Origin of the sequence: Piscinibacter sp. XHJ-5 (assembly GCF_029855045.1) — a bacterium.
Taxonomy (GTDB): Bacteria; Pseudomonadota; Gammaproteobacteria; order Burkholderiales; family Burkholderiaceae_C; genus Albitalea.
The window spans coordinates 1,143,480-1,167,396 of record NZ_CP123228.1; the positions used below are offsets into that span (position 1 = coordinate 1,143,480).

Annotated in this window: 29 protein-coding genes; 18 read left to right on the forward strand and 11 right to left on the reverse strand. The window is 70.1% G+C overall.

The genetic code is table 11. The annotated features are described in order from the left end of the window. Positions 1–24: 24 nt before the first annotated feature. Together P7V53_RS05425 and P7V53_RS05430 are read right to left on the reverse strand one after the other, a co-directional pair. Positions 25–549 carry a hypothetical protein gene (locus P7V53_RS05425; protein ID WP_280154460.1) on the reverse strand — a complete coding sequence of 175 codons (525 nt, stop codon included), beginning with the start codon at positions 547–549 and terminating at the stop codon, positions 25–27. 128 nt (positions 550–677) lie between these two features. Continuing rightward, positions 678–1,208, reverse strand: coding sequence for a septal ring lytic transglycosylase RlpA family protein (locus P7V53_RS05430; protein ID WP_280154461.1), 531 nt, complete (start codon positions 1,206–1,208; stop codon positions 678–680). Positions 1,209–1,381: 173 nt separating this feature from the next. Here P7V53_RS05430 and P7V53_RS05435 point away from each other — a divergent pair, with 173 nt between their 5' ends. The 4 genes from P7V53_RS05435 (at position 1,382) to P7V53_RS05450 (ending at position 6,977) form a co-directional block, all read left to right on the forward strand. After that, positions 1,382–4,618, forward strand: a complete 3,237-nt coding sequence (locus P7V53_RS05435) for an EAL domain-containing protein (protein WP_280154462.1) — start codon at positions 1,382–1,384, stop codon at positions 4,616–4,618. Between the two features lie 76 nt (positions 4,619–4,694). Beyond that, the gene (locus P7V53_RS05440) at positions 4,695–5,504 is read left to right on the forward strand and encodes a hypothetical protein (RefSeq protein ID WP_280154463.1); all 810 of its coding nucleotides are present in this window, start codon (positions 4,695–4,697) and stop codon (positions 5,502–5,504) included. A gap of 65 nt (positions 5,505–5,569) precedes the next feature. Continuing rightward, positions 5,570–6,775 (forward strand): MFS transporter, encoded by a 1,206-nt coding sequence (locus P7V53_RS05445; RefSeq protein ID WP_280154464.1) that lies wholly within the window; start codon positions 5,570–5,572, stop codon positions 6,773–6,775. 46 nt (positions 6,776–6,821) lie between these two features. After that, positions 6,822–6,977 carry a DUF3096 domain-containing protein gene (locus tag P7V53_RS05450; RefSeq protein WP_280154465.1) on the forward strand — a complete coding sequence of 52 codons (156 nt, stop codon included), beginning with the start codon at positions 6,822–6,824 and terminating at the stop codon, positions 6,975–6,977. Between the two features lie 32 nt (positions 6,978–7,009). Here P7V53_RS05450 and P7V53_RS05455 read toward each other — a convergent pair whose 3' ends face one another. From P7V53_RS05455 to P7V53_RS05465, 3 genes are read right to left on the reverse strand one after another with little or no spacing between them, the layout of a single operon-like run. Next, the gene (locus P7V53_RS05455; protein ID WP_280154467.1) at positions 7,010–8,131 is read right to left on the reverse strand and encodes an ATP-binding protein; all 1,122 of its coding nucleotides are present in this window, start codon (positions 8,129–8,131) and stop codon (positions 7,010–7,012) included. Beyond that, entirely contained in the window at positions 8,128–8,835 is a 708-nt protein-coding gene (locus P7V53_RS05460; protein ID WP_280154468.1) for a response regulator transcription factor, read from the reverse strand. The genes P7V53_RS05455 and P7V53_RS05460 overlap by 4 nt, the downstream gene beginning before the upstream one ends. A gap of 50 nt (positions 8,836–8,885) precedes the next feature. Beyond that, entirely contained in the window at positions 8,886–9,758 is an 873-nt protein-coding gene (locus P7V53_RS05465; protein ID WP_280154469.1) for an intradiol ring-cleavage dioxygenase, read from the reverse strand. 274 nt (positions 9,759–10,032) lie between these two features. On the opposite strand from P7V53_RS05465, the gene P7V53_RS05470 reads away from it, so the two are divergent. The 3 genes from P7V53_RS05470 to P7V53_RS05480 all read left to right on the forward strand — a co-directional run bounded on the left by P7V53_RS05470 (position 10,033) and on the right by P7V53_RS05480 (position 11,949). Continuing rightward, positions 10,033–10,248, forward strand: coding sequence for a hypothetical protein (locus P7V53_RS05470; protein ID WP_280154470.1), 216 nt, complete (start codon positions 10,033–10,035; stop codon positions 10,246–10,248). Positions 10,249–10,397: 149 nt separating this feature from the next. Beyond that, positions 10,398–10,943, forward strand: coding sequence for a hypothetical protein (locus P7V53_RS05475; protein WP_280154471.1), 546 nt, complete (start codon positions 10,398–10,400; stop codon positions 10,941–10,943). A 118-nt stretch (positions 10,944–11,061) separates the two neighbouring features. Next, a complete protein-coding gene (locus tag P7V53_RS05480; RefSeq protein ID WP_280154472.1) occupies positions 11,062–11,949 on the forward strand; it encodes an N-acetylmuramic acid 6-phosphate etherase in 888 nt (295 codons plus the stop codon). Here P7V53_RS05480 and P7V53_RS05485 read toward each other — a convergent pair. From P7V53_RS05485 to P7V53_RS05500, 4 genes are all read right to left on the reverse strand, one after another. Next, entirely contained in the window at positions 11,864–12,904 is a 1,041-nt protein-coding gene (locus P7V53_RS05485) for a YbhN family protein (protein WP_280154473.1), read from the reverse strand. The genes P7V53_RS05480 and P7V53_RS05485 overlap by 86 nt on opposite strands. A 15-nt stretch (positions 12,905–12,919) precedes the next feature. Then, a complete protein-coding gene (locus P7V53_RS05490) occupies positions 12,920–13,144 on the reverse strand; it encodes a hypothetical protein (protein ID WP_280154474.1) in 225 nt (74 codons plus the stop codon). 295 nt (positions 13,145–13,439) lie between these two features. Beyond that, positions 13,440–14,060: a hypothetical protein gene (locus P7V53_RS05495; protein WP_280154475.1), complete on the reverse strand. Its 621-nt coding sequence runs from the start codon at positions 14,058–14,060 to the stop codon at positions 13,440–13,442. Then, a complete protein-coding gene (locus tag P7V53_RS05500) occupies positions 14,057–14,809 on the reverse strand; it encodes a hypothetical protein (protein WP_280154476.1) in 753 nt (250 codons plus the stop codon). The genes P7V53_RS05495 and P7V53_RS05500 overlap by 4 nt, the downstream gene beginning before the upstream one ends. Before the next feature lie 248 nt (positions 14,810–15,057). Here P7V53_RS05500 and P7V53_RS05505 point away from each other — a divergent pair, with 248 nt between their 5' ends. Next, complete coding sequence (locus P7V53_RS05505; protein WP_280154477.1) at positions 15,058–15,774, forward strand: glycoside hydrolase family 19 protein; 717 nt, start codon at positions 15,058–15,060, stop codon at positions 15,772–15,774. Here P7V53_RS05505 and P7V53_RS05510 read toward each other — a convergent pair. Together P7V53_RS05510 and P7V53_RS05515 are read right to left on the reverse strand one after the other, a co-directional pair. After that, a complete protein-coding gene (locus P7V53_RS05510; RefSeq protein ID WP_280154478.1) occupies positions 15,754–16,449 on the reverse strand; it encodes an RES family NAD+ phosphorylase in 696 nt (231 codons plus the stop codon). The two genes, P7V53_RS05505 and P7V53_RS05510, sit on opposite strands and share 21 nt — an antisense overlap. After that, positions 16,446–16,862, reverse strand: coding sequence for an antitoxin Xre/MbcA/ParS toxin-binding domain-containing protein (locus P7V53_RS05515; RefSeq protein ID WP_280154479.1), 417 nt, complete (start codon positions 16,860–16,862; stop codon positions 16,446–16,448). Before P7V53_RS05515 ends, P7V53_RS05510 begins: the two co-directional genes overlap by 4 nt. A 183-nt stretch (positions 16,863–17,045) precedes the next feature. On the opposite strand from P7V53_RS05515, the gene fur reads away from it, so the two are divergent. Genes fur through P7V53_RS05565 form a run of 10 tightly spaced genes read left to right on the forward strand, consistent with a single transcriptional unit; the run spans position 17,046 to position 23,908 of the window. After that, complete coding sequence (gene fur, locus P7V53_RS05520) at positions 17,046–17,474, forward strand: ferric iron uptake transcriptional regulator (RefSeq protein ID WP_280154480.1); 429 nt, start codon at positions 17,046–17,048, stop codon at positions 17,472–17,474. Beyond that, entirely contained in the window at positions 17,474–18,142 is a 669-nt protein-coding gene (locus P7V53_RS05525) for an energy transducer TonB (protein ID WP_280154481.1), read from the forward strand. The genes fur and P7V53_RS05525 overlap by 1 nt, the downstream gene beginning before the upstream one ends. A 47-nt stretch (positions 18,143–18,189) precedes the next feature. Next, positions 18,190–18,921, forward strand: coding sequence for a MotA/TolQ/ExbB proton channel family protein (locus P7V53_RS05530; RefSeq protein ID WP_280156442.1), 732 nt, complete (start codon positions 18,190–18,192; stop codon positions 18,919–18,921). Between the two features lie 10 nt (positions 18,922–18,931). Further along, positions 18,932–19,354 (forward strand): biopolymer transporter ExbD, encoded by a 423-nt coding sequence (locus P7V53_RS05535; protein WP_280154482.1) that lies wholly within the window; start codon positions 18,932–18,934, stop codon positions 19,352–19,354. A gap of 5 nt (positions 19,355–19,359) precedes the next feature. Then, a complete protein-coding gene (locus P7V53_RS05540; protein ID WP_280154483.1) occupies positions 19,360–19,572 on the forward strand; it encodes a hemin uptake protein HemP in 213 nt (70 codons plus the stop codon). A 22-nt stretch (positions 19,573–19,594) separates the two neighbouring features. Further along, positions 19,595–20,224, forward strand: a complete 630-nt coding sequence (locus tag P7V53_RS05545; protein ID WP_280156443.1) for a PepSY-associated TM helix domain-containing protein — start codon at positions 19,595–19,597, stop codon at positions 20,222–20,224. A 21-nt stretch (positions 20,225–20,245) separates the two neighbouring features. Beyond that, entirely contained in the window at positions 20,246–20,758 is a 513-nt protein-coding gene (locus P7V53_RS05550) for a DUF2271 domain-containing protein (RefSeq protein ID WP_280154484.1), read from the forward strand. Beyond that, positions 20,755–21,573: a DUF4198 domain-containing protein gene (locus P7V53_RS05555; protein WP_280154485.1), complete on the forward strand. Its 819-nt coding sequence runs from the start codon at positions 20,755–20,757 to the stop codon at positions 21,571–21,573. The genes P7V53_RS05550 and P7V53_RS05555 overlap by 4 nt, the downstream gene beginning before the upstream one ends. 20 nt (positions 21,574–21,593) lie before the next feature. Then, on the forward strand, positions 21,594–22,595 hold the full coding sequence (locus tag P7V53_RS05560) for an FAD:protein FMN transferase (protein ID WP_280154486.1): 1,002 nt from the start codon (positions 21,594–21,596) through the stop codon (positions 22,593–22,595). Beyond that, the gene (locus P7V53_RS05565; protein WP_280154487.1) at positions 22,592–23,908 is read left to right on the forward strand and encodes a sulfite reductase flavoprotein subunit alpha; all 1,317 of its coding nucleotides are present in this window, start codon (positions 22,592–22,594) and stop codon (positions 23,906–23,908) included. Before P7V53_RS05560 ends, P7V53_RS05565 begins: the two co-directional genes overlap by 4 nt. Positions 23,909–23,917 lie beyond the last annotated feature (9 nt).

Sequence of the window (23,917 nt, forward strand, 5' to 3'; positions counted from 1 at the left end):
CGCCTGCTGCGGACCTCCGTTCTGTCAGGGACAGCCGTCGGCGCGCCGCGACACGCCGGCAATGGTGTCGTTGCTGAACCAGAAGAAGTAGCCCTTGCCCGAGATCTGCACTTCGCGCAGCGTGGCCGTCGTGATGCCGTCGTCGCCGGTGACCGTCGGCGCGGTGCTGGTGGTCACGGCCGGCGCGACAGCCCTGGTGGCCGCGCCCTTGGCGCTCGAGCCTTTCGCGGAGCCGGTGCCCGCGGCCGATGTGCGAGCCGGTGCAGCGGAAGCCGCGGGCGGCGGCGATGTGTCGTAGATCACCGGCACCATCCAGCCCTTGTGGTAGCCGCCGCTGCCGCGCAGCGCGCAGTCCGAGGCTTCGGGGGATCCGATGGCCAGCTTGCGGTTGTGCTGCGGTCCGGCCATGGTGAGGTCGAAGTAGCTCGAAACCGTTTCCTGGACGTTGGCCGGCGGACGTGTGCGCACGACGGTGACGGGCTCGCTGCGCTGTTGCGTCGCACAACCCGCGGCGATGCAAGCCGCCAGTGCTGCTGCGATGGTTTTCATCGGATGTCCTGCCCTCGGCGATCGCCCACGCGACCGTTGGCGCCGTTGTCTCACAAGGGCGCTTGGCCTCGCAAGCGTATGGCTTTGAAGCGCGCGAGACCGGAAAAACTTGCCGAGAAACGAGCCTGCTATCCGCCGCGGCGCGATGTGCCTTCGGGCCGATCGTCTTCGTCGGCACCTGCGACGGACTTCACGCTGCCATCCGGCTGCGGCACGGCGATGGGGGCGACTTCCACCGGCGCGAGGCCGTCGCGCTGCGTGAGCCCGATCCGCTGCGCCGTCGCCGGCGAGAGGTCGACGATGCGGCCCTTCACATACGGGCCGCGGTCCTGGATGGTCACGATGGCGCTGCGTCCCGTCTCGAGATTGGTGACGCGGGCCTTGGTCCCCAGCGGCAGCGTGCGGCTCGCCGCGTTGTCGCCGTGCGGATCCATGGGGGTGCCGTCGGCCATGCGGCGGCCGAAGAAGTACCGCGCATAGAACGAAGCCTTGCCCACGCGGGGCCGCCCCGAATGATCGATCTGCGGCTTCTGTGCCGTCGCGCCTGCCGGGTCGCGAGCGGGCTGTGCAGGGGGCTCGGCGCGGATGCCGGTCGCGAACGCCAGCAGCGACATCAGTGCCCACGCGGTCCATCGTTTCGTGCAGCGATTCGTGCGCATGAGGTCAGTGTCGGCCTCGACGCGCGCCGAAGCGATCGGCCGCCTGCGCGCCGCTGCGTAGGACATGGCCAGCCGGTTGTAGGGCAAGTTCGTACAGCCGGCATGTCGCGTGGCCGACTATGCGCTCGCGAGGGTGGGGCCTAGAGTTCGCAACAACAAAAAGGGAGTGGCCCATGGGCCTGATATCGAAGCTGTCGCACGGCAAGCTGGTGCTGCCGCTGCTGGTGTTCGCGGCGGGCGCGGCACTGTCGATCGGCCTGGGCGTGGCCGCGGACCGGGAAGTCCAGCGCGGCGCCAGCCAGCGCTTCGATGCGGTGGCCACCGACCTCGCACGCAAGGTGGAAGGCCAGTTCGATGCCTACACCGAGGTCCTCGTCGGCTTGCGCGCGCTGTTCAGCACGTCCGATGCCGTCACGGGCGAGCAGTTCAGCGAGTATGTGGCCGGCCTGTCGCTGTCCACGAGCTATCCCGGCTTCTGCGTCGTCAACTACGCACCGCTGTCACCCTCGGCCGAGCGTCCCTATGCCCATCCGGTGAGCTTCATCGAGCCGCGCGCCGGCAACGAACACGTGGTCGGCAAGGACCTTGCGAGCGCGCCGCGGGCGATGAGAGCGCTCGAGCAGGCTCGCGACACCGGCGGGCTCACCTCGTCGGGTCGCAAGATCAAGATCAGCAGCAGCGCCGGCGACATCGGACTGGCGATGCGCCTTCCGGTGTATCGCCCGCGCATGTCGTTGGCCACCGTCGATGAGCGGCGCGCCGCCTACATCGGGTCGGTCGGCGCCGGCTTCAGCGTCGACCGCATGATGCGCGACGTCGTCGCCGGACACGGCGACGGTCTCGTCCGGCTGCGGCTGTTCGATGCCGGGCCCGGCCAGCAGGCGCTCGGGACGCGCGTCGAAGCGAGGATGACCGACGTGGCGCCGCTCGAAGAGGGACTGCTGTTCGACAGCGCCGAGCATGAGCCCGCTGCCGCCGCGAACGAGCGCATGGTTCGCACGCTGGCCTTCGATCTGGGCGGGCACTCGTGGCTCGTCGAAGTGAGCGAGGATGCCTCCCGTGTCCTGGGCCGGATGGACCGCTCCATCCCGTGGCTCATCGTGCTGTGCGGCATCGCGATGAGCACGCTGCTCGCCGGCATCGTCTACTCGCTGGCGACGGCGCGCAGCCGCGCCCAGGCCATCGCCAACGCGATGACCGTGCACCTTCGCACCAGCGAACGCCAGCTCGAGGAAGCGCAGCACCTGGCCAACCTCGGAAGCTGGCTGCTCGACGCGCAAAGCGGCGCGGTGTTCTGCTCCGACGAGGCCAGGCGCATCTTCGGCTTCGATGCCGGCCCGGCGCTGCCCGATCTCGAGACGCTGCTCTCGCGGGTGCCCGACGACGAGCGCGCGGCGGTGCAGACGCACATCGAGGGGGCGTCGCAATCGGGACAGCGCAGCGAGTTCGAGCATCGCCTGCGGCTCGCGGACGGCACCGAGCGGTGGGTGCACACCATCGTGCAGCTCACCGAGGAAGACGGCAGGCGCGTGCTGCGCGGCACGGTGCGCGACGACACGCAGCGGCGCAAGGGCGCGCTGCGGCTGCAGCTCGAGCACGAGATCGCGCAGCTGCTGGTCAGCGACAGCGAGCCCGAGCTGGTGATGTCGCGTGCGATCGAGGCGGTGTGCACGCATCTGCGCTGGGATTGCGGCGCCTTCTGGGGCGTGCACGAGGACGCGCTGGCGCGATGCGCAGCGGCCTGGTATGCCGGCGACGAGCCGGTCCTCTCGCAGTTCGTCCGGATCAGCCGCACGCTGAACTACCGCAGCGACGAAGGCTCGCTGGGACGCGCCTGGCGCACCGGCGAGGCGGTCGTCATCGACACGCTCACGGCCAAGGTCGACTTCACGCGCGACGCGCTGGCGCATCAGAGCGGTCTCGCGACCGGCGTCGTCGTGCCGATCGCCGCCGGCGGCAGCGCGACCGCGCTCGAGTTCTTCAGCCGCCAGGCGAAGGCGGTCGACGCCGATGTGCTGGACGCGCTGCGCACGATTGCACTCCAGATTGCGCAGTTCGAGCAGCGCAAGCGCGCCGAGCAGGCCCTGCGCTACATGGCGAGCCACGACTCGCTCACCGGGCTGGCCAACCGCAGCTCGCTGCAGCGCGACCTGGCCCGCGCGGTCAAGCGCAGCAACCGCCACCAGAAGCGCTTCGCGGTGATGTTCGTCGACATCGATCGCTTCAAGCAGATCAACGACACCCTGGGCCATGGCGTCGGCGACGCCATGATCAAGGCCTGCGGCGAGCGTCTCTCGAAGGTGCTGCGCGAGGACGACGCGGTCGCGCGCTTCGGCGGCGACGAATTCGTGCTGGTGCTCGAGAACCTGTCCAAGGCGAGCGATGCCGCCGTCGTGGCCGACAAGGTGCTTGCGTGTTGCGCCGAGCCCTTCGTCATCGGAGAGCGCGAGCTGCACGTGACGGCCAGCATCGGCGTGAGCATCTATCCGGAGGACGGCGCCGACGGCGAGACGCTGCTGAAGAACGCCGACACGGCGATGTACCGCGCCAAGGACAAGGGACGGGGCAACTACCAGTTCTATGCGGCGCAGATGAACGCCCAGGGCACCGAGCGGCTGATGATCGAGTCGGGCCTGCGGCGCGCCATCGAGCGCGGCGAGCTGGAGCTGCACTACCAGCCGAAGATGAATCTCCAGACGCAGTCCATCGCCGGCGTCGAGGCGCTGATGCGCTGGCGCCATCCGGTGCTGGGCATGGTGTCGCCGGTGCAGTTCATCCCGATCGCCGAAGAGACCGGCCTGATCGACGCCATGGGCCGCTGGGCGTTGCAGCAGGCTTGCAGCGATGCGCGTGCATGGCAGGAGCGCGGGCTGCCGCCGGTGCAGATGAGCGTGAACCTTTCGCCGCGCCAGCTCAACAGCCGCACGCTGATCGCCGACATCGCCGAGGTGCTGCGCAGCACCGGGCTGGACCCGTCGCTGCTGGAGCTCGAGATCACCGAAGGCGCGATGATGAAGAACCCCGAGCATGCGGTCGGCATGCTGCAGCAGATCCGCGACATGGGGATCGGCCTGGCGATCGACGACTTCGGCACGGGCTATTCGTCGCTGTCGTACCTGAAGCGATTCCCGCTGTCCACGGTGAAGATCGACCGCTCCTTCGTCAACGACCTGTCGCAGGACGGCGATGCACAGGCGCTGACCGACGGCATCATCACCCTGGCCCACGGCCTGCGCATGAAGGTGGTGGCAGAGGGCGTCGAGACCGAAGCGCAGCTCACGCATCTCCACCGCAGAGGCTGCGACGAGATCCAGGGCTACTGGCTCTGCAAGCCGCTGCCGGCGGACGCTGCCTGCAAGTTCATGGCGCGGCACCTGCGCAGCCTGTTCGTCGCGCCCGCAGTGGCGTAAGACCCGTCGCGATCGCGGCGATACGAAAGCCCGGGGCAGTCCGTCCCGGGTCCACTCAACTTCCCCGGGAGATCCCATGACTTCGAAGACCAACAGAACGTTGGAGCAGACGATCGCTGCCATCGAGGCGCTCGACCTCGCGCCCATCAAGTTCAAGGCGACGCGCAGCGAGGACGGCTACGGCTGGTCCGAGGCGTATGCCGACCGGATGGAGATGTCCTACAAGCGCTACCTCATCCTGCACGCCAAGTATCCGGAGATGACGCTGGCACCCGACCAGGACACCGACCGCTTCTGGCACATGCACATCCTCGACACGATGAAGTACGCGGCGGACTGCGAGGCGACCTTCGGCCACTTCCTGCATCACTTCCCGTACCTCGGCCTGCGGGGCGAGGACGACGCGAAGGCGCTGGACGAGGCTTTCGCGCAGATGCAGGCGCTGTACGCGACGGAGTTCGGCGCCAACGTTGGCGAGGCCGATGCGGCGTGGTGCGCGATGCCTGGCAAGCAGGCCGATGCCGCGTGGTGCGCGATGCCTGGCAAGCAAGCCGATGCGGCGTGGTGCGCGATGCCTGGCAAGCAAGCCGATGCGGCGTGGTGCGCGATGCCGGGCAAGCAGGCCGATGCGGCGTGGTGCGCGATGCCTGGCAAGCAGGCCGATGCCGCGTGGTGCGCGATGCCTGGCAAGCAAGCCGATGCGGCGTGGTGCGCGATGCCGGGCAAGCAGGCCGATGCGGCGTGGTGCGCGATGCTTGGCAAGCAAGCCGATGCCGCGTGGTGCGCGATGCCGGGCAAGCAGGCGAGCCCCGCCTGGTGCGCCATCGAGCCGGTCGCGCCGACGCGGGCCGCGTGGTGCGCGATGCCCGCACGTCAGGCGGCATGACAGCATGGAGCGGTAACCCCCAAGCCGACTGAGCCGGGGCGCCGCGGTTAAGCTCGCGCGCGCCCATGCCGACCGATTCGCTCTTCTCCCAGCGCGCCTACATGCGCTTCTGGTTCGCCCGGCTCGCGGGTGCGGCCGGCAACCAGATGATGATGGTGGCGGTGGGCTGGCAGATGTACGACTTGACGGCCAGCGCCTGGGATCTCGGGCTGGTCGGCCTGCTGCAGTTCCTGCCGGCGCTGGTCCTCACGCTGCCCGCCGGCCATGTGGCTGACCGGCATCATCGCGGCCGCATCCTGGCTGCCACCATGGGTCTGTCGGCGCTGCTCGGCCTGGTGCTGGTGATCGCCTCGCAGGGGCAGTGGGCCAGCCGCGAGTTGCTGCTGGCCTTGTCGGTCGCGCTCGGCACGGTCAAGGCGTTCCAGATGCCGGCCTCCCAATCGCTCGCGCCGCTGCTGGTGCCCCCTTCGATGCTGCCGCGCGCGCTCGCCTTCAGCTCGTCGGCGATGCAGGTCTCGATCATTGCCGGCCCGGCGCTCGGTGGTTTCATCTACGTCGCGGGCCCGCACGCCGTGTACGCGGTCTGCGCGGGCCTCTTCGCGATCGGCTCCGGGATGATCCTCGGCTTGCGCTACGAGCACCAGCCGCCGCCCAAGGAGCCGGTGACGCTGCAGACCGTGTTCGCCGGCGTGCACTACATCTGGCAGCGCAAGGTCGTGCTGGGCGCCATCTCGCTGGACCTGTTCGCGGTGCTGCTCGGCGGCGCGACGGCGCTGCTGCCGATGTTCGCCAAGGATGTGCTGCACGTGGGCCCCTGGGGGCTGGGGCTGCTGCGCTCGGCGCCGGGAGTCGGAGCGCTGCTGATGTCGGCCGCGCTCACGCGCTGGCCGGTCACGCGCCGCGTCGGCCGCGTCATGTTCGCCTCGGTGGCCGTCTACGGCGCGGCGACCCTGGCGTTCGGACTGTCGACGTCGTTCGTCCTCTCGCTGGTCGCGCTGTTCGTCTCCGGAGCGGCCGACATGGTCAGCGTGGTGATCCGCCACTCGCTGGTTCAGCTGGAAACGCCCAACGACATGCGTGGACGCGTCAGCGCAGTCAATTCGATCTTCATCGGGGCGTCCAACCAGCTCGGCGAGTTCGAGTCAGGCGCCGTGGCGGCATGGCTGGGCCCGGTGGGATCGGTGGTCGTCGGCGGCGTGGGGACGCTGATCGTGGTGGCGGTGTGGATGAAGCTGTTTCCGTCGCTGGCGCAGCGCGAGAGATTGGCGTAGCGCCAAACGCCGCTAGCATGCCGCGTCTTCATTCCAAGGACGCGCCATGAACATCCACCTCAGCCTCGGCCCGCTCATCAGCCTCATAGCCGGCATCCTGATCCTCATCATGCCGAAGCTGCTCAACTTCATCGTCGCGATCTACCTCATCGTGATCGGCCTCATCGGCCTGTTCGGCATGGGCAGCCTGCGCATCCACTAGAGGATGCGGCAGAGGGCAGTCAGTCGCGGTTTCTAGAGCGCGGGAAGCTCGATCGTCGCGCGCAGGCCGCCGCCGTCGCGGTTGGCGACGGTGACCGTGCCGCCCTGGCGCTGCAGCAGGTCACGCGCGATGTACAGCCCCAGGCCGATGCCGCCGGTGTCGCGGCTGCGCGAGGCATCGACGCGGTGGAACGGACGGAACACCGCGTCCAGCTGCGCCTCCGGGATGCCGGGGCCGCGGTCCTCGACCACGATCCGCACGCGGCCGTCGTCGCTGGCCACCGACACCTGCGCCGCATCGCCGTAGCGAACCGCGTTCTCGATCAGGTTCGCGAGGGCGCGCCGCAGGGCCGCCGGCTGCGACTTCGCGCGTGCCGGCCCGCCGCGAAACGTGACGGCATGTCCTTGCTCGACCAGGTCGTCGGCCAGCGACTGCGCCAGCGCGCAGACGTCGGTCTGCTTCGGCGCCTCGGCCATGCCGTGGCCGCGGAACACGTCGAGCACGGTGTCGATGAGCTGGTTCATCTCGCGCACGTCGGCGATGCAGCGCTGCGCGGCAGGCTCGGACTCCAGGGTCTCGAGCCGCATGCGCACCCGCGTCAGCGGCGTGCGCAGGTCGTGCGAGATCGCCGCCGCGAGCAGGCCGCGCGACTTGAAGTCGTCGTTGAGCTGGCGCGCCATGTCGTTGAAGACCCGCGACGCTTCGCGCACCTCGAACGTGCCGCGCCGTTCGTCGAGCTGCGGCAGCTGGTCGTCGCGGCCGATGGCCGGTCCCAGCGAGCGCGACGCATCGACCAGCCGCTGCATCGGCCGGGACAGCCAGCGCGCGCCCCACCAGGCGGCCAGCCCGATGACCGCCAGGCGCACGCCGTAGTCGAGCACCAGCATGCCGGCGGGCAGCTCACGCGGGCCCGGCGGCTCTTCCATCTCGTCGGGCGGGCGCCCGGTGCGCGGATCGTCGGGCAACCCCGGCGTGGGGGGCAGCGAGGGCAGCGTGGGCAGCGAGTGCTGCGGCGGCGGTCCGTCGGGCCCTGCATCGCCGGGCGAGAAGTGTTTCGTCACGAGGGCGAAGGCCACGAGGTGACTGCCGACCAGGGCCACCCACATCAGGATGAACAGCCGCTTGAACAGCGTGTCGCGCCACAGTCGTTTCACGGCGTCACCTTGGCGGCAAAGAGATAACCCTCGCCGCGCACCGTGCGGATGAGGCGCGGCTCGCGCGGCGAATCTGCGAGCTTCTGCCGCAGCCGGGAGACGGCGAGGTCGATGCTGCGGTCGTTCACGTCGACGCCGGGGGCCCGGCTGGCGTCGATGAGCTGGTCGCGGCTGAGCACGCGGTTGGGTCGCTCGATGAAGGCGCACAGCAGGCGGAATTCGGCGCTCGACAACGGCACCACGAGCTGGTCGGGCGACAGCAGCTCGCGCTGCATGCGATCGAGCTCCCAGCCGTCGAAGCGCACGCGGCGTTCGGCATCGGGTGTGGCCGGTGCCTCGCCCCGGTTGACACGTCGCAGCACCGCATTGATGCGCGCGACCAGCTCGCGCGGCTCGAAGGGCTTGCCGACGTAGTCGTCGGCGCCGATCTCCAGGCCGACCACGCGACTGATCGGGTCGCCCTGGGCCGTCAGCATGATGACCGGCACGCCCGAGGTCTCGCGCATCCACCGGCACAGGTCGAGGCCATTCTCGTCGGGCAGCATCAGGTCCAGGATGACCACGTCGAAGTCGGCGGCGCGCATCGCGCGGCGCATCTCGGCGCCGCTCGCCGCGGCGGACGTGATCATGCCGAACCGGCTGAGATAGGACTGGACGCCGTCGCGGATCTCGCGGTCGTCGTCCACCACCAGGCAGCGTGTCATGGTTGGGCGGTCGTGGGCAGAGCCGCCATCTTGCCTCAGCGCTCGGGGCGTCAGGCGCCCACGCCGACCTGCAGCTCCGCGACGTAGCCGTCGGTGGCGTTGCCGGTCACGGTTGCCAGCTGCAGCGTCACGCCATCGCTGAAGACGTTGTCCGTGGAGAAGCTGATCGCAGCCAGATTGGCCGCGCTCGCGCTGTAGCCGCTGGTGGCGTACACCTCGGCGCACACGTCGGTCGGGAAAGCGATTTGCGAGGTCTTCAGCTTGTTGGTGTACGAGGTTGCGGTGGTCGAGGAGCGGTACACCTCGAAGTGGATGTGCGGCATGCGGCCGCTGTAGCAGCCGGGGAAGATGGTCGTGAAGGCGACGAGTCCGTCGCTGTCGGCCTGCTGCACGCCGCGCAGGTAGTTCTCTCCGGTGACGCCCGAGGAATACATCGAGTACTTGCCGTCGGCGGTGCAGTGCCACAGGTACACCGCATACCCGGAGAGGTCGGCGCAGCTGCTGTTGGTGTTGACCAGGTGCAGCTTGACGGTGAGGGTCACGCCGTTCGCCACGCCGGTGGCGCCGGCGATGCTCGAACGAATGTCGCTGCGCACGATGCCCGACAGCGCGAGCGCGTTGGCGATTCCGCTGCCATTGCTGTTCGAGCCGTCGCCCGGGTACGGGCCGGCGGTCTCCTCGGGGATCACCGGGCAGGTGGTCGTGCTGGTGCTGCCGGTGGTGGTCGTGGTGCCGGTGCTGGTCGTGGTGTCGGTGGTCGTCGTCGTGCTGGTGCCGGATGTGTCGTCCCCGCCGCCTCCGCAACCCCACAGCGCCAACGCGCCGGCGCCGCCTGCGAGCCAGCGCAGCGCGCGGCGCCGTTCGGCAATGGAGGCGGCAAGGGTTTGAAGGTCGTGGGCAAGCCCGGCGTCGTGTGCTTCCATGGAGTCCTCTGGTGAGGGCGGGGTGACGGCACCCGTTGAGCCGATTGAGCCGCCGCCGTCTTGCTCCCGTTTAGCGACTTCGTGTCGACCCCGACACAAACCCGGACCGGTCGCAGGGCTTGCTGCGCGAACCGGCTCGGGATCGGCGTGCACGCCGGGCGGCGGCGCCGCTGAAACAAAGTGGTACGAGCTCTGAGGCCACTAGGGATATCAATCCCGGGCACGATGACTAATCTTGGATGGCCCTTCGTCGAAGAGCCGCGAGATGACCACCATGAACCCCCGTCCGCCCAAGCCGCCCGATGGCACGCCGGCCCAGCGCTACGGCTTGTTCATCGCTGCGCTGGTGGTGGCGCTCCTGGGGCTTACCACGCTCGACGTCAGCAGCGACGAAACCCGCGCCGCCAAGCGCAAATCCGCCGAGCACGAGCGCACCGCCGAGTGCATCGTCGCCTCGGCGCTGTTCGTCGGGGTGCGTCCGACCCCCTGACGTCCTTGCCAGGGATGTCCTACGGCCGCGGGCGCGGCCGTCCGATGGGCCGTGCCCGCCGATGCGGGTCGAATGGCTGCGGCGATCCCCGCTTCGATGCGACGGCTCATCGCCTTTCTTCAACAGCAGGACCAGGAGAAAGAAACGCCATGAACACGAAGAACGACAGACCCCTTGCCAAGGGCGAACAACGGGCACGCGACGAAAACCGCGATCCGCTCAGCGGTGCGCCGGGGTCGCACCCCGTGGGCACCGGGCTGGGGGCAGCCGCCGGCGGGCTGGCAGCCGGCGCCGCGGTCGGCACCGCCGCGGGTCCGATCGGCACGGCGATCGGCGCGGCCATCGGGGCGGTGGCGGGCGGCTTGGCCGGCAAGGGCGTTGCCGAGCTGGTGGATCCGACGGCCGAGGATGCGTATTGGCGCAAGACCTACTCGAGCCGGCCGTACGTCGACCCGACCTACAACTACGACGACTACGGGCCGGCCTATCGCTATGGGCTGAGCGCCTACAGCGATCACCCCGGCCGCGCCTTCGACGACGTCGAATCGGACATCGGCGCCGGCTGGGATCGGGCCCGGGGCAGCTCGCGGCTGACTTGGGAGCACGCCAAGGAGGCGACGCGCGACGCCTGGGAGCGGGTCGGCAATGCGGTCGAGCGCGCGGTGCCCGGCGATTCCGATCGCGACGGCCGATAGACGTGCGGCTGCGGCCGCACGTCACGTCCCGGCCCGCCCTGCCGGTGCTTCCGGCGGGGCGGGCACGCCTGTTTCGGGCGAAGATAGTCGCGTCGCGGCCGCCGCTTCACCGTCGCCGATGCTCAAGACCGAAATCCCGAGCGATTGCCACCCCGACCTGGACCAGTACCCGGTTGCCGACCTCGTCGCGGCCTTCATCGACGACCAGGCCCATGCCGTGCAGGCGGTGAGGTCCGCGGCCGGGCGCATCGCGCTGGCGGTGGAGGCCGCCGTGCCGCGGATCGCCGCCGGCGGACGCCTCCTGTACGTCGGCGCCGGCACGTCCGGGCGGCTGGGGGTGCTCGACAGCGTGGAGCTGTTTCCCACCTTCTCGTGGCCGCGCGAGCGCGCGGTGGCCCTGCTGGCGGGAGGCCAGCAGGCGATGTTCGAGTCGGTGGAAGGGGCGGAGGACAGCCTGGAGCAGGGCCGGATCGACATCGAGGGAGTGCGTGTCGCGGCCGGCGACGTCGTCATCCTGCTGGCCGCGTCAGGTGCGACGCCGTATGTGATGGGCGCGCTCGAAGCGGCGCGCGCCGCCGGTGCGCTGACCATCGGCATCGCGAACAACCCCGCCGCACCGGTGACCCTGGGCGCTGAAGTCGCGATCACCCTGAACACCGGCAGCGAGGTGATCTCGGGCAGCACGCGGCTGAAGGCCGGAACCTCGCAGAAGATCGCGCTGAACACGCTGTCCAGCGCGATCATGGTCCGGCTCAACAAGGTCTATGGCAACCTGATGGTCGACCTGCAGCCGACGAACGCCAAGCTGTTCCGACGCGCCATCAGCCTCACGATGCGCGCCACCGGCGCCGACGAGGACAGCGCGCGCCAGGCGCTCGTTGCCTGCCACTACCAGGTCAAGGTGGCGATCGTCTCGCTGCTCAAGAAAGTCGACGTGGCCGTGGCCGAGGCTCGCCTGGCCAGTTCGGCCGGGAGCGTTCGCCGCGCCATCGCCGACCTGCCGTGACAGCGTCCCACTCCAGCGCGAGATACACGACGCTCGCCAGCAGCAGCGGTCCGACGAAGTAGATCGCGCGGTAGGCGAGCAGCGCCCCCAGCACTTCGGTGGCCGGCACCTGCGGGCTCAGCAGGGCGACGAACACGGTCTCCAGCACGCCCAGGCCGGCCGGCACGTCGATGATGGCCAGTGCGAGGGCGCTGGCCATCAGGGCCAACAGGACCGATTCGAAAGGCACCCGCTCGCCGAGCAGGGCATGGAGCACGCCGGCCAGCAGCAGCCAGTTGAGCGACGACAGCCCGCACTGCGCGGCGGCGACCGGCAGCGGCGGCAGGCGGAATGTCACGCCGCGCAGCACCAGGCGGTGGTCGCGGGCCAGGCGGCAGGCCACCAGGTACAGGCAGACCGCGCCGAGCAGGGCGACGCCGAACCATTGCAGCGGCAGGCCTGCCAGGCCCCAGTCCGGCGGCAGCGCGACGACGCGCGTCGCCAGCGCGACGCCGGCCAGCGTCGCGAAGCCGAGCCAGTTGGTGAAGACATTGAACAGCCACAGCGCCGCCGTGAGGTGCGCCGGTACGCCGTGATGGGCGTAGAGGCGGAAGCGCACACCGGCGCCGGCGGGCCCGAGGCTCAGCGCGCAGGCGTGGCCGACGAAGGCGATGGCGAGGACATGACCCCGGGTCAGCGGATGGCCGGTGGTGCGTTGCGCGAGCAGGTCGAAGCTGCAGTACACCGCATAGCTTGCTGCTCCCAGGAGGGCGGCCCGCCCGAGAGACCGGTACGAGAGGTCGCCCATCACCTCGCGCATGGCGCGCCAGTCGACGCTGCCCAGATGGCTCACCAGGAGCGTGCCCCCCAGCAGCAGCAGGCCGATCGTGAGCAGGTGCCGCGGCCCTCGGCCATAGCCGCGCCAGCGCACCGGCTCGGGCGTCCCGGCGGTGCGGGATTCGCGGGGACGGTCCACGAGAGACCGCAGAGGTCAGTGGCGCGGCGACGCGCGCCGTTCGAACCGACCGGGACGCGGGCGTGCCAGCTCGCTCGCGACGAAATCGACGGCAGCCTCGGGCGCCATCACGCCGGTGCGCTCGAAGGCTTGGAGCTCGCGTGCGAGCCGGCGCGCTTCATCGGCCGCGATATCGCGATCGACTTCGATGATGCGATTCGCGCAGCGCTCGAGCCATACGTTCTGAGGCAGGTGATTCATGACTTCTCCTCGCTGAGTGGAATGACGGACGTTTTTCGCAGCAGCCGGCGTGCCACCCACGCAGCACGTGGGCGGAGGCGCATGTCGGCTCGACTGATTCTTGGAATGTCGCCTTGCGGGCCCCTTACCGTCCATGGCCGCCAACCCCACGAATGCAGGGCGGACGCGTGCACTGCGCCGATGAATGCAAGGCACGCCCTTTGCCTGCTTAAAGGCTTGCCGAGACTTTTGGCGCGCCTGCGAACGATGCGGAGCGCTGCAGCAGGCAACCAGCTGACACTGACCTTTCAATCTGCTACAGGAGATTCCCCATGAGCAAACTGCCAAAAAGCTTGACCCTCGCCGCCGTACTCGCCGCAGCACTTGGTATGGCGTACGCGCAAACGTCCGGCACGGGCACGGGTACCTCGGGCTCGACCGGTACCTCAGGCAGCGGCGCGACGGGCGGCGCGGACACCTCGACGAGCACGTCGGGCTCGGGCACCGGCGCCGCCGGCACGACCGGAACGATGCCGCCGAGCGGAACCACGAGCTCCGGCACGACCAGCTCGGGGACCACGAGCTCCGGCACCACCAGCTCCGGGACCAGCTCCGGGACCAGCTCCGGCTCGACCCTGAGCGGCAGCGGCACGACCAGCCCGTCGGCCACCCCGACGAGCCCGAGCCCGTCGGCCACCACGACCGCCCCGAGCTCCTCGGCCACCACGACGGCCCCGAGCTCCTCGGCCACCACGAGCACCAGCCCGAGCACGACGAGCGGCGCCACCTCGAGCAGCAGTGGCACGACCACGAGCAGCGACATGTCGAGCTCCGGCTCGACGAGCGGTTCGCGTTCGGCACGCGCCGACCGCAACTGACGCCTCGGGCGCATCGCTGAAAGAAAAACCGGGCCATGGCCCGGTTTTTTTTCGATCACTGGTCGATGGTCGGCCAGTTGGCTCCTTCGGGTGGTCCCGCTCGCAGGCTGCGGGCGGGCGCTTGTCGGCCGGCCACCCGCGACGCCTCCATGAAGCCGAACACCTCCCGCGGGGAGCGGGTCTCCGGCAGCACGTAGATGATGGTGGACGACTGGGCCACCGTGGGTCCGACCCACTTCTCGTAGAACGCCTTGGGCAGGTTGATGCAGCCGTAGGAGATGCGGTTGTCTTTCGCGGTGCGGGTGGCCAGCCGCTGCAGTCGGCGCTCCTTCGGATTGCTCGTGACCACGCGGTGCATCGAGACGGCAGAGTCGTAGTCGACCCACACCACGTCTTCGCCGCGCGAGCTGCTCTGCCCCATCTCGGCGACGAAGCGGCCGGCGGGCGTGGTTCGCTCCTCCGGCTTGATGTCGGCGATCTTCTTGTCCCCGATGCCGGGCACGGTGTCGTCACCGTGTGCCAGGCCGAGCAGGGCCGGCGCGGCAGCGAGCAGCCGGCCGCCCGGCTCGAAGACATAGACGCGCGCATTCACCTTGTCGAGGACGATGAAGTGCGCGCCTTCGTTGTCGCCCGAGGCGACGACGTCGTTGACGACTTGCCGGGCATCGCGCGAGGGCTGTTCGCGCCCGAAGTCGGCGCGCTTCACGCTGGTCGGCACGCTCACTGTCGGTCGACCGGTCGCGGCATGCGAGACGGTGGCGCACAGGGCGAGGGCGAGGGACAGGGGGACGAAGTGCTTGTACTGCATGGATCGAGACGGGGGTGCGAGTGGCCGTAGCAAACGAGGTTCCCGACAGGCCCCGCGCTGGTGACAGCTGCAACAGCGCGGGGCCTGCGGCATTTGCAGCTTCGTATAGAGCGCTTTACAAGATGCCGCGGATGACGCCGGGGTGCGCAACGCTTTGTGTCCCCACGGCTTTCTTCGCTGTAGGGGGCGACGGGCGTCCGCGACGGATCCAATATCGACCGGCGTGGCGGAGAAACCCGGAGGTGCTCATGATCACCGACAGCCAGCTTCGGCAGATCATGCCCGGCCTGTCGCAGGCCAGGCGCGAGTTGTATTTGCCGCACCTGAACCAGGCGATGCAGGCCAACGGCGTGGACACGCTGCTGCGCACGGCCGCCTTCGTGGCGCAGCTGGCCCACGAGTCGGGAGAGCTCCGCTTCATGGAGGAGCTGTGGGGCCCGACGCCCGCCCAATTGCGCTACGAGCCCCCTGGCGACCTGGCCAGGCGGCTGGGCAACAGCGAGGCCGGCGACGGCCAGCGCTTCAAGGGGCGCGGGCCCATCCAGATCACCGGGCGCTTCAACTACCGAAGGTACGGTGAGCTGCTGGGGGTGGACTTCGTCGGCCAGCCGCAGCTGGCCGCCCAGCCCGAGCATGCGTTCTTGACGGCGGGCCTCTTCTGGAAGAGCAACGGCCTGAACGAGCTGGCGGACAGCGAGCAGTTCGTCGCCATCACCAAGCGCATCAACGGCGGAACCAACGGCCTGGCCGAGCGCGAGAAGTACTACGCCCGGGCCAAGAGCGTGCTGGAGCCGGGCTTCGAGGCCGGCGGCCGGTCGCGCGGCGTCAGCGTGACCAGCGACGAGGTGCTGTCGCGCGGCCACGAAGCCATTGTCGATGTCCTCGGTTCGCGCGCCGCGTCCCGGAAGGCGACGGCAAGGGGCAAGCCGTCGCGCCGCAAGCGGTCAGAGCCGATGCAGCTCTGACTTCACGTACCAGGATTCAACCTGCTCGCCGTTCCACTGCAGCGAGATGTGCTCACCCTGCACCGCGGGTCCCAACGCCCGCGGGCGAAAGATGCCCACGCACTCGCCGCCCGCGTCGCGCACGCTGTCATAGACGATGCCCCAGCTGCCGGCCTCGCGCAGTGCGGCGCCGAAGGGCTGCGACGAGCGGTAGTGCTCGCGCGCATAGACGTCGGGCAAGCGCTCTCGTGCGCCGCGGATGTCGTGCAGCGGCTGCTTCACTGTGGCCCTGTAGCACCGCATGTCGACCGAAATCGGCGGCTCGCGCGTCGCGGCCAGGAAGATCGCCTGGTGATGGCTGACCTCGCGCACGGCGGTGGCCAGCGTCCTGGCGGCGTAGTAGACCCCGTAGCCGCCCGACGTGAAGCGCGAGCCCAGCGGATTGAGATGAGTGAAGGCGGCCATGATGGGGCTGCTGCCCGGTCCGCTGATGCGCTCGTCGCGCGGCACCAGCGAGATCTCGCCGACCTCCTGGCGCAGCCTCGGATTGGTGAGCGCCTCGATCGCGAACACGACCTCCAGGTCGGCCGGCGCAGCCACCCGCTCGAACAGCGGGATCGGCGGAAAGCGACTCGGCACGAGACGGTAGGTCGGGCCCCAGCGCAGCTCGGCGAGCGGCAGCTCGTCGGGCTTCAAGACACGCCGCCCCGCACGGCGTCGAGGTAGCGTCGCACCTCGAACAGGTCGGCGACCTGGCCGCCCAGCATGCGCTCCAGCGCCGAGCGGCCGCCGAAAAGGGGAGCGGTGTTCGGCTTGCGGATCCAGGCATCGGCTCGCTCGGCCACCGGGAAGAGCACCTGCAGCGCCGAGTAGATGCCGAACACATAGCTCAGGCGCTCCAGCGTATCGGCGTCGAGCCGCGCAGGGTGGTCGCCGGCTCGCCAGGCGTAGACCGTCGAGCGCTGCACGCCGAGGAGCCGCTGCTCCTCGGTGGCAGTCAGCGCCCAGGCCTTGGAGATGTTGAAGAAAGTGCGCAGGGCGGCTGCCGATGCGGCCGGCGAATCGAGTGCCGGCAGGGTGGGGGAGGCGTGTTGCGGGTGCGCGGCCATGGGGTGCTCCTGGGTGCAATGTAGTCCCCAAGTGGAATTCTTTCAAGTTGAATTCCGTAAGCGGACAAGCCACGCGCTACCTCGAGTCCTTCTCCGCTCTGTCGTCGACACGAATCTAGGTGAGAAGCGTTCGCATTTTCATATACACTCCGCCTCCGCCCAGGCAACCAGGAAATGCGCTTCATGGACGAGCTCGAGAATCTGCGCCATGTCGGTTTGAAGGCGACCCAGCCCCGCCTGCGGGTGCTTGAGATCATCCGCACCAGCCCGCAGCGTCACCTCAGCGCCGACGAGGTCTACAAGCGCCTGGTCGAGGAGAAGATCGACATCGGACTGGCCACCGTCTATCGCGTGCTCGGGCAGCTGGAGCACGCCGGCATCCTGTCGCGCAGCAGCTTCGACTCGGGCAAGTCGGTCTTCGAGATCGACGAGGGCACCCACCACGACCACATGGTGTGCGTGGCCTGCGGGCGTGTGGACGAGTTCCACGATGCGCAGATCGAGGAGCGCCAGCGCGCCGTGGCGGCGCAGCGCGGCTTCTCGCTGCAGGAGCATCGGCTCGCGCTGTACGGCCTGTGCTCGGGCTGCCGCACGACCGCGCGGGCGCAGTAATGCGCGAGCCGGCGCACTTCCACGCCGACGGACTCTCGGCAGGCCAGCGGCGCACCGCGGTGGCAACCATCGTCGCGCTGCACGCGGCACTCGCCTGGGGACTGATGCAGGTGCGCGAGGTGCGCGAAGCCGTCACGCAGTCCGCGCCCTTGCTGTTCGACATGGTGACGCCGCCCGCGCCGCCCACGCCCCCGGCCGCGCCGGTGCCGCCGCCCCCGGCGCCGCGTCCCCCGACGAAGCTTGCACCGCCCGTACCACTGGTCGCCGCCCCGCCGAGCCCGGCGCCCACACCGTTCGTCGCGCCCCAGCCCGAAGTGGTCGAGCCGCCGGCGCCGGTCGTTGTCGAGGCGCCGCCCGCGCCGCCCACGCCACCGCCGCCCCCCAGGACCATTCCGGCGTCGGCCGTGCAGTACCTCGATCCGCCGGTGCTCGAGTACCCACGCGCTTCGCGCCGCGCCGGCGAAGCCGGGCGCGTGATCGTGCGTGTCTACATCGACGAAGCCGGCGTGCCGCGCCAGCTTCTGATCAGCAAGTCGTCCGGCTTTGCGCGCCTGGACGACGCCGCCCTCGCCGCCGTGCGGGCGGCGCGCTTCCGTCCCTACACCGAGAACGGCCAGCCGACTGCAGGCTGGGCCTCGATCCCCCTGGCCTTCGATCTGGAGAAATGAACGTGAACGTCGATACCGCCCTCGCCGCACAGGACCATGCGCTCGGCATGGGCCACTTCATTGCGCAAAGCGATGCCGTGGGCAAGACGCTGCTGCTGATGCTGCTCGCGATGTCGGTCTTCTCGTGGGCCATCCTCGCGATCAAGGGCCTCACGCTGATCGTGCGCCGGCGCCGCAGCGAAGCCTTTCTGCACCTGTTCTGGAACGCCACCTCGCTCGACGCCGTCGCGGCCGAGATCGCGACCCACGGGGCCACCGATCCGTTCTCCCACCTCACCAGCCACGCGATGCACGCGCAGGCGCACCACGCGAAGTACGGGGCGGCCAAGCTCGAGGAGGCGGGCACGGCGAGCGACTTCGTCACCCGCACGATCAAGAAGGTGCTCGACGAGGAGACGATGCGGCTGGAGAACGGCCTCACGCTGCTCGCCACCGTCGGCGCGACCGCCCCTTTCGTGGGCCTGTTCGGCACCGTGTGGGGCGTGTACCACGCGCTGGTGGCCATCGGCATGAGCGGCGCCGGCACACTGGACAAGGTCGCCGGTCCCGTCGGCGAAGCGCTCATCATGACCGGCCTCGGCCTGGCGGTTGCGATCCCCGCGGTGATGGGCTTCAACTGGCTGACGCGTGCCAACCGCGTGATGGTTGCCAAGCTCGACGCCTTCGCCTACGAACTGCACACCTTCGTCGCGATGGGACAGCCGCTCGGCGCCGACGCCGCGCCGCCGCACAACGTGCGCGCGCTGCCGCCGCGCGGCCTGCAGCCGGCCAACGCCTGAGGAGCGCGCCATGGCCTTCGCCAGTTTCGACACCCGCAACGCTGCTGCACCCGTCTCGGAGATCAACATGGTGCCGCTGATCGACGTGATGCTGGTGCTGCTGGTCATCTTCATCATCACGGCGCCGCTGCTCACCAACGCGGTCAAGCTCGAGCTGCCCCATGCGAGCTCGCAGCCCAACGTGGCCAAGGCCGACAAGATCGAGTTCGCCATCGATGCCCAGGGGGCGCTGTTCTGGAACGGCGAGCCGGTGACACGGACGGAAGCCGCGCGGCGCTTCGCCGACGAGGGCCGCCGGCAGCCGCAGCCGGAGATCCATCTGCGCGCCGATCAGGCCGTGGCCTATCGCAGCGTCGCCCAGACGCTGGCCGATGCGTCCAGGGCAGGGCTCACCAAGGTCGGGTTCGTCAGCGAGCCCGAGGGCACGCGCTGAACGCCATGGAGCAGCCCGGCGTCAAGCCACCCACCGAGCACCGGCGCGCGCCTTGCGACCGACCCGACGACGCCCCGAGCGGTGCTGCGCGCCGCACGGTGGTGTGCATCAGCAGCGAGCAGCTCTTCGCAGGTGCGTCCGAAGTGCAGATCGAGCACCGCGGCGCGGTGTACCGCCTGCAGCGCACCTCGCTCGGAAAGCTGATCCTGACCAAGTGACGCCATGACGCCGGTCGCCGCGATGGACTCCCGCATCGACAGCCAGCGCCGGGCCTATTGGCTGCGGACGCTGCACCAGTGGCACTGGATCAGCGCCGCTGCCTGCCTGCTCGGCATGCTGCTGTTCAGCGTCACCGGCATCACGTTGAACCATGCCTCGCAGATCGAGGCCAGGCCGCAGGTGACGGGCAAGGCCGAGCGCCTGCCGGCCGCGCTGGTCGCCCAGCTGACCCGGGCCCCGGCCGGCAAGCGGTCGGCGCCGCTGCCCGACGATCTGCGCCGCTGGCTGGCCGAGCGGTGGGCGCTGGAGGTGGGCCCGCGCGAAGCCGAGTGGTCACCCGAGGAGATCTACCTGGCGCTGCCGCGCCCGGGCGGCGACGCCTGGCTGCGCATCGCGCGCGTCACGGGCGAGGCGGAGTACGAATCCACCGACCGCGGATGGATCTCGTACCTCAACGACCTGCACAAGGGCCGCCACACCGGGACCGCGTGGCGCTGGTTCATCGACCTCTTCGCCGGCGCCTGCCTCGTCTTCTCGGTCACCGGCCTGCTCATCCTGAAGATGCGCGCCGGTCATCGACCGGGCACCTGGCCGCTCGTCGGCTTCGGTGTCGTGCTGCCGCTGCTGCTGGCGCTGATCTTCATCCACTGAATTCCAACAACAGGTGTCGTCATGCGAATGCGCTATTCCCTGGCCCTGACCGCCGCGCTCGGCGTGCCGGCGTCGGCTGCCGAACTGATGCTGAAGGTCGAGGTGCCGCGGATCCCGGTGGCCGAGTACCACCGTCCATACACGGCGATGTGGGTCGAGCGTGCGGACCAGAGCTTCGCGGCCAACCTCGCCGTCTGGTACGACCTGAGGAAGAAGGACAACGAAGGCACCAAGTGGCTGAAGGACGTGCGTCAGTGGTGGCGCAAGAGCGGCCGCGAGCTGCAGATGCCGGCCGACGGCCTGAGCGGCGCGACGCGTGCGCCAGGCGAGCACCAGCTCGTCTTCGCCGCGACGAAGTCACCGCTGGACAAGCTGCCGGCCGGGGACTACGCCCTCGTCGTGGAGGCCGCGCGCGAAGGCGGTGGCCGGGAGGTGGTGCGCCTGCCGTTCCAGTGGCCGCCGAAGTCGGTTCAAGGCGCGAAGGCCAAGGGTGAACACGAACTGGGCGCCGTCACGCTGGAGGTCAGGCCATGAAAACCCTCGTCGCCTGCGGCGCGCTTGCGCTGGCGTCCGTGCTGCCGCTGCCGGTGCACGCACACCGCGCCTGGATCCTTCCGTCGGCCACCGTGCTGTCCGGCAACGAGCCCTGGGTCACGGTCGACGCAGCCGTCTCCACCGACGTGTTCCACGCGGACCACAATCCGATGCGGCTCGACGGCCTGATCATCACCGCGCCGGACGGTGCGCGCGTGGCGGCCGAGAACGCCAGCACCGGCAAGTTCCGCAGCAGCTTCGATCTCAAGCTGCTGCAGAAGGGCACGTACAAGCTTGCGGTCGTCAACGACACCCTGAGCGCGGCCTACAAGCTCAACGGCGAGACCAGGCGCTGGCGCGGCACGGCCGAGGCGCTCGCGAAGGAAGTGCCGGCCGAGGCACAGGAGCTGCGCGTGACGCGCTCGCAAAGCCGCGGCGAAACCTTCGTGACCTCCGGCACCCCGAGCGCGCGCGTCCTGCAGCCCACGGGCGTCGCGCTCGAACTGGTGCCGATCACCCACCCCAACGACCTGGTGGCCGGGCAGGCCGCGACCTTCGCCTTCGTGCTCGACGGCAAGCCTGCCGCCGGCCTGCCGGTGACCGTCATCCCCGGCGGCATCCGCTACCGCGACCGGCTCGAGGACGTCCGCCTGACCACCGACGCGCAGGGCCGGTTCACGGTCCGCTGGCCCGCCGCCGGCATGTACTGGCTGAACGCGAATCACGGCGAGAGCGGGATGGAGGCCGCAGGCAGCGCCGCGCAGCCGGCACGGCGCGCCAGCTACTCGGCGACGTTGGAGGTCCTGCCGCCGTGATGCGCACGAGGCGAGTCCTCGTGCCCCACGACATCGCGCCGGTGGCATTCGCGGTCGCAGGCCGGGTGCACGAAGTCGGCGGGGTGACCATGGGCACGACCTGGTCGGTCAAGCTCGTCGCCGACGGCGAAGCTTCGCTGCCGCCGCTGGAGCGTGACATCCAGCGCTGCCTGGACGGTGTCGATGCGCAGATGAGCACGTGGAAGGTCGATTCGGACCTGAGCCGCTTCAACCGCGCGCCGGCGGGAAGCTGGAACGAAATGCCGGCCGACTGCTTCGGCGTTCTCGCCTTCGCGCTGCGCGTGGCGGAGCAGAGCGGCGGCGCGTACGACCCGACGGCCGGTGCGCTCGTCGATGCCTGGGGCTTCGGCCCGCCGCGCCGCCATGCCGACGCAGGGTTCGCCCTGCCGGCGCCCTCGCAGCTCGCCGAGGCGCGCGCCTGCACCGGATGGCAGCGCATCGAGATGGATCCCCGCGGGCGGCGGGCGCTCCAGCCCGGCGGCGTGCGTGTCGACCTGTCGGCCGTGGCCAAGGGCTTCGCGGTCGACAAGGTGGCGCAGCTGCTGAGCGCAGGCGGCGTCTCGAACCACCTCGTCGAGGTGGGCGGCGAGCTGCGCGGCACCGGCGTGCGGCCGGACGGCCTGCCGTGGTGGGTCGCGCTGGAGGCGCCTTTGCCGCATCGCGGCGGCGGCGCGGTGGCGATCGACACGATGGTGGCGCTGCACGGCCTGTCCGTCGCAACCTCGGGCGACTACCGCCGTGGCTTTACCCACGACGGGCAGCACTTCTGCCACACCATCGACCCGCGCACCGGCCGTCCCATCACGCACGGTCTGGCGTCGGTCAGCGTGGTCCACCGCGACTGCATGGCCGCCGATGCCCAATCGACCGCGTTGACCGTGATGGGCCTCGGCGAAGGACTCGCCCACGCGCGACGCCATCGGCTTGCCGCGCTCTTCGTCCAGCGCACCGCCGGCGGTTTCGAGGAACACCTGAGCGACGCGCTGGCGGAGCTGTTGTGACGAGGTGGATCGCCGCAGTGCTCGTCGTCGCGGCCTACGCGGCACTGTGCATCGCGGCGATGCGTGCCCATCGCCGCCGCCGCGCCAGCGCCGCGCCCGATGACGACGAGCACGTCATCGTGGCCTACGGCAGCCAGACGGGCTTCGCGGAGCAGCTGGCCCGGCATGCGGCACGATCGCTGCACGGCGCCGGCGTGCCGGCCCGCGTGATGGCGCTGTCCGATCTCAGCACCAAGGCGCTCGAGCGCGCGCGCCGCGCGCTGTTCGTCGTGAGCACCAGCGGAGAGGGCGATCCGCCCGACAACGCGGTGCTGTTCGCGCGGCGGCTGCTGGGGGCCGATCTCGCGTTGTCGGGCCTTCGCTACGGCATGCTCGCGCTGGGCGATCGCAGCTACGCGCGCTACTGCGGCTTCGGCCGGTCGGTCGACGGCTGGCTGCGCGAGCGCGGCGCGCAGCCGATGTTCGAGCGTCTCGATGTCGACAGCGGCGACGAAGCCGCATTGCGCACCTGGCACCAGCGGCTCGGCGACCTGGCCGGCACGGACGTCGGCCACGCCTGGGATGCTGGCGAGTTCGCGCCATGGCGCCTGGTCGAGCGCCGCTGGCTCAATCGCGGCAGCGCCGGCGGCGCGGTGTTCCACCTCGAGCTGCAGCCGGACGGCGGCCGCTCCTGGCAGGCGGGCGATCTGCTGCAGGTCGTCGCGCCCGGCGACCCGCTGCGGCCGCGCGACTACTCGATCGCCTCCGTGCCGTCGGACGGCCGTGTGCATCTGCTCGTGCGACAGCAACGACATGCCGACGGCACCCTCGGCGTCGCGTCGGGCTGGCTCACGCGCGACGCAGCGATCGGGTCGGAGGTGCGTGCGCGTCTGCGCCCCAACGATGGCTTTCGGATCGCCGGCAACGAAGCGCGACCTCTGATCCTGATCGGCAACGGCACGGGGCTCGCCGGCCTGCGCGCGCATCTGAAGGCGCGGCCGTCGGGACGTCACTGGATGATCTTCGGCGAGCGCAACGCCGCGCACGATTTCCTCCATCGTGCCGAGATCGAGGCGTGGCGCGAGCGCAAGGTCGTCGAGCGGCTGGACCTCGTGTTCTCGCGCGACCAGGCACCGAGGCGCTACGTGCAGCACGTGCTCGTCGAGTCGGCCCGCGACGTGCGCAGATGGCTGGCCGACGGCGCGGCCGTCTACGTATGCGGCAGCCGCGACGGCATGGCGGCGGGCGTGCACGCTGCGCTCATCGAGGTGGCCGGGGCGAATGCCGTGGAGCAGCTTCTGCAGGAAGGTCGCTACCGTCGCGACGTCTACTAGGGCCCAGCC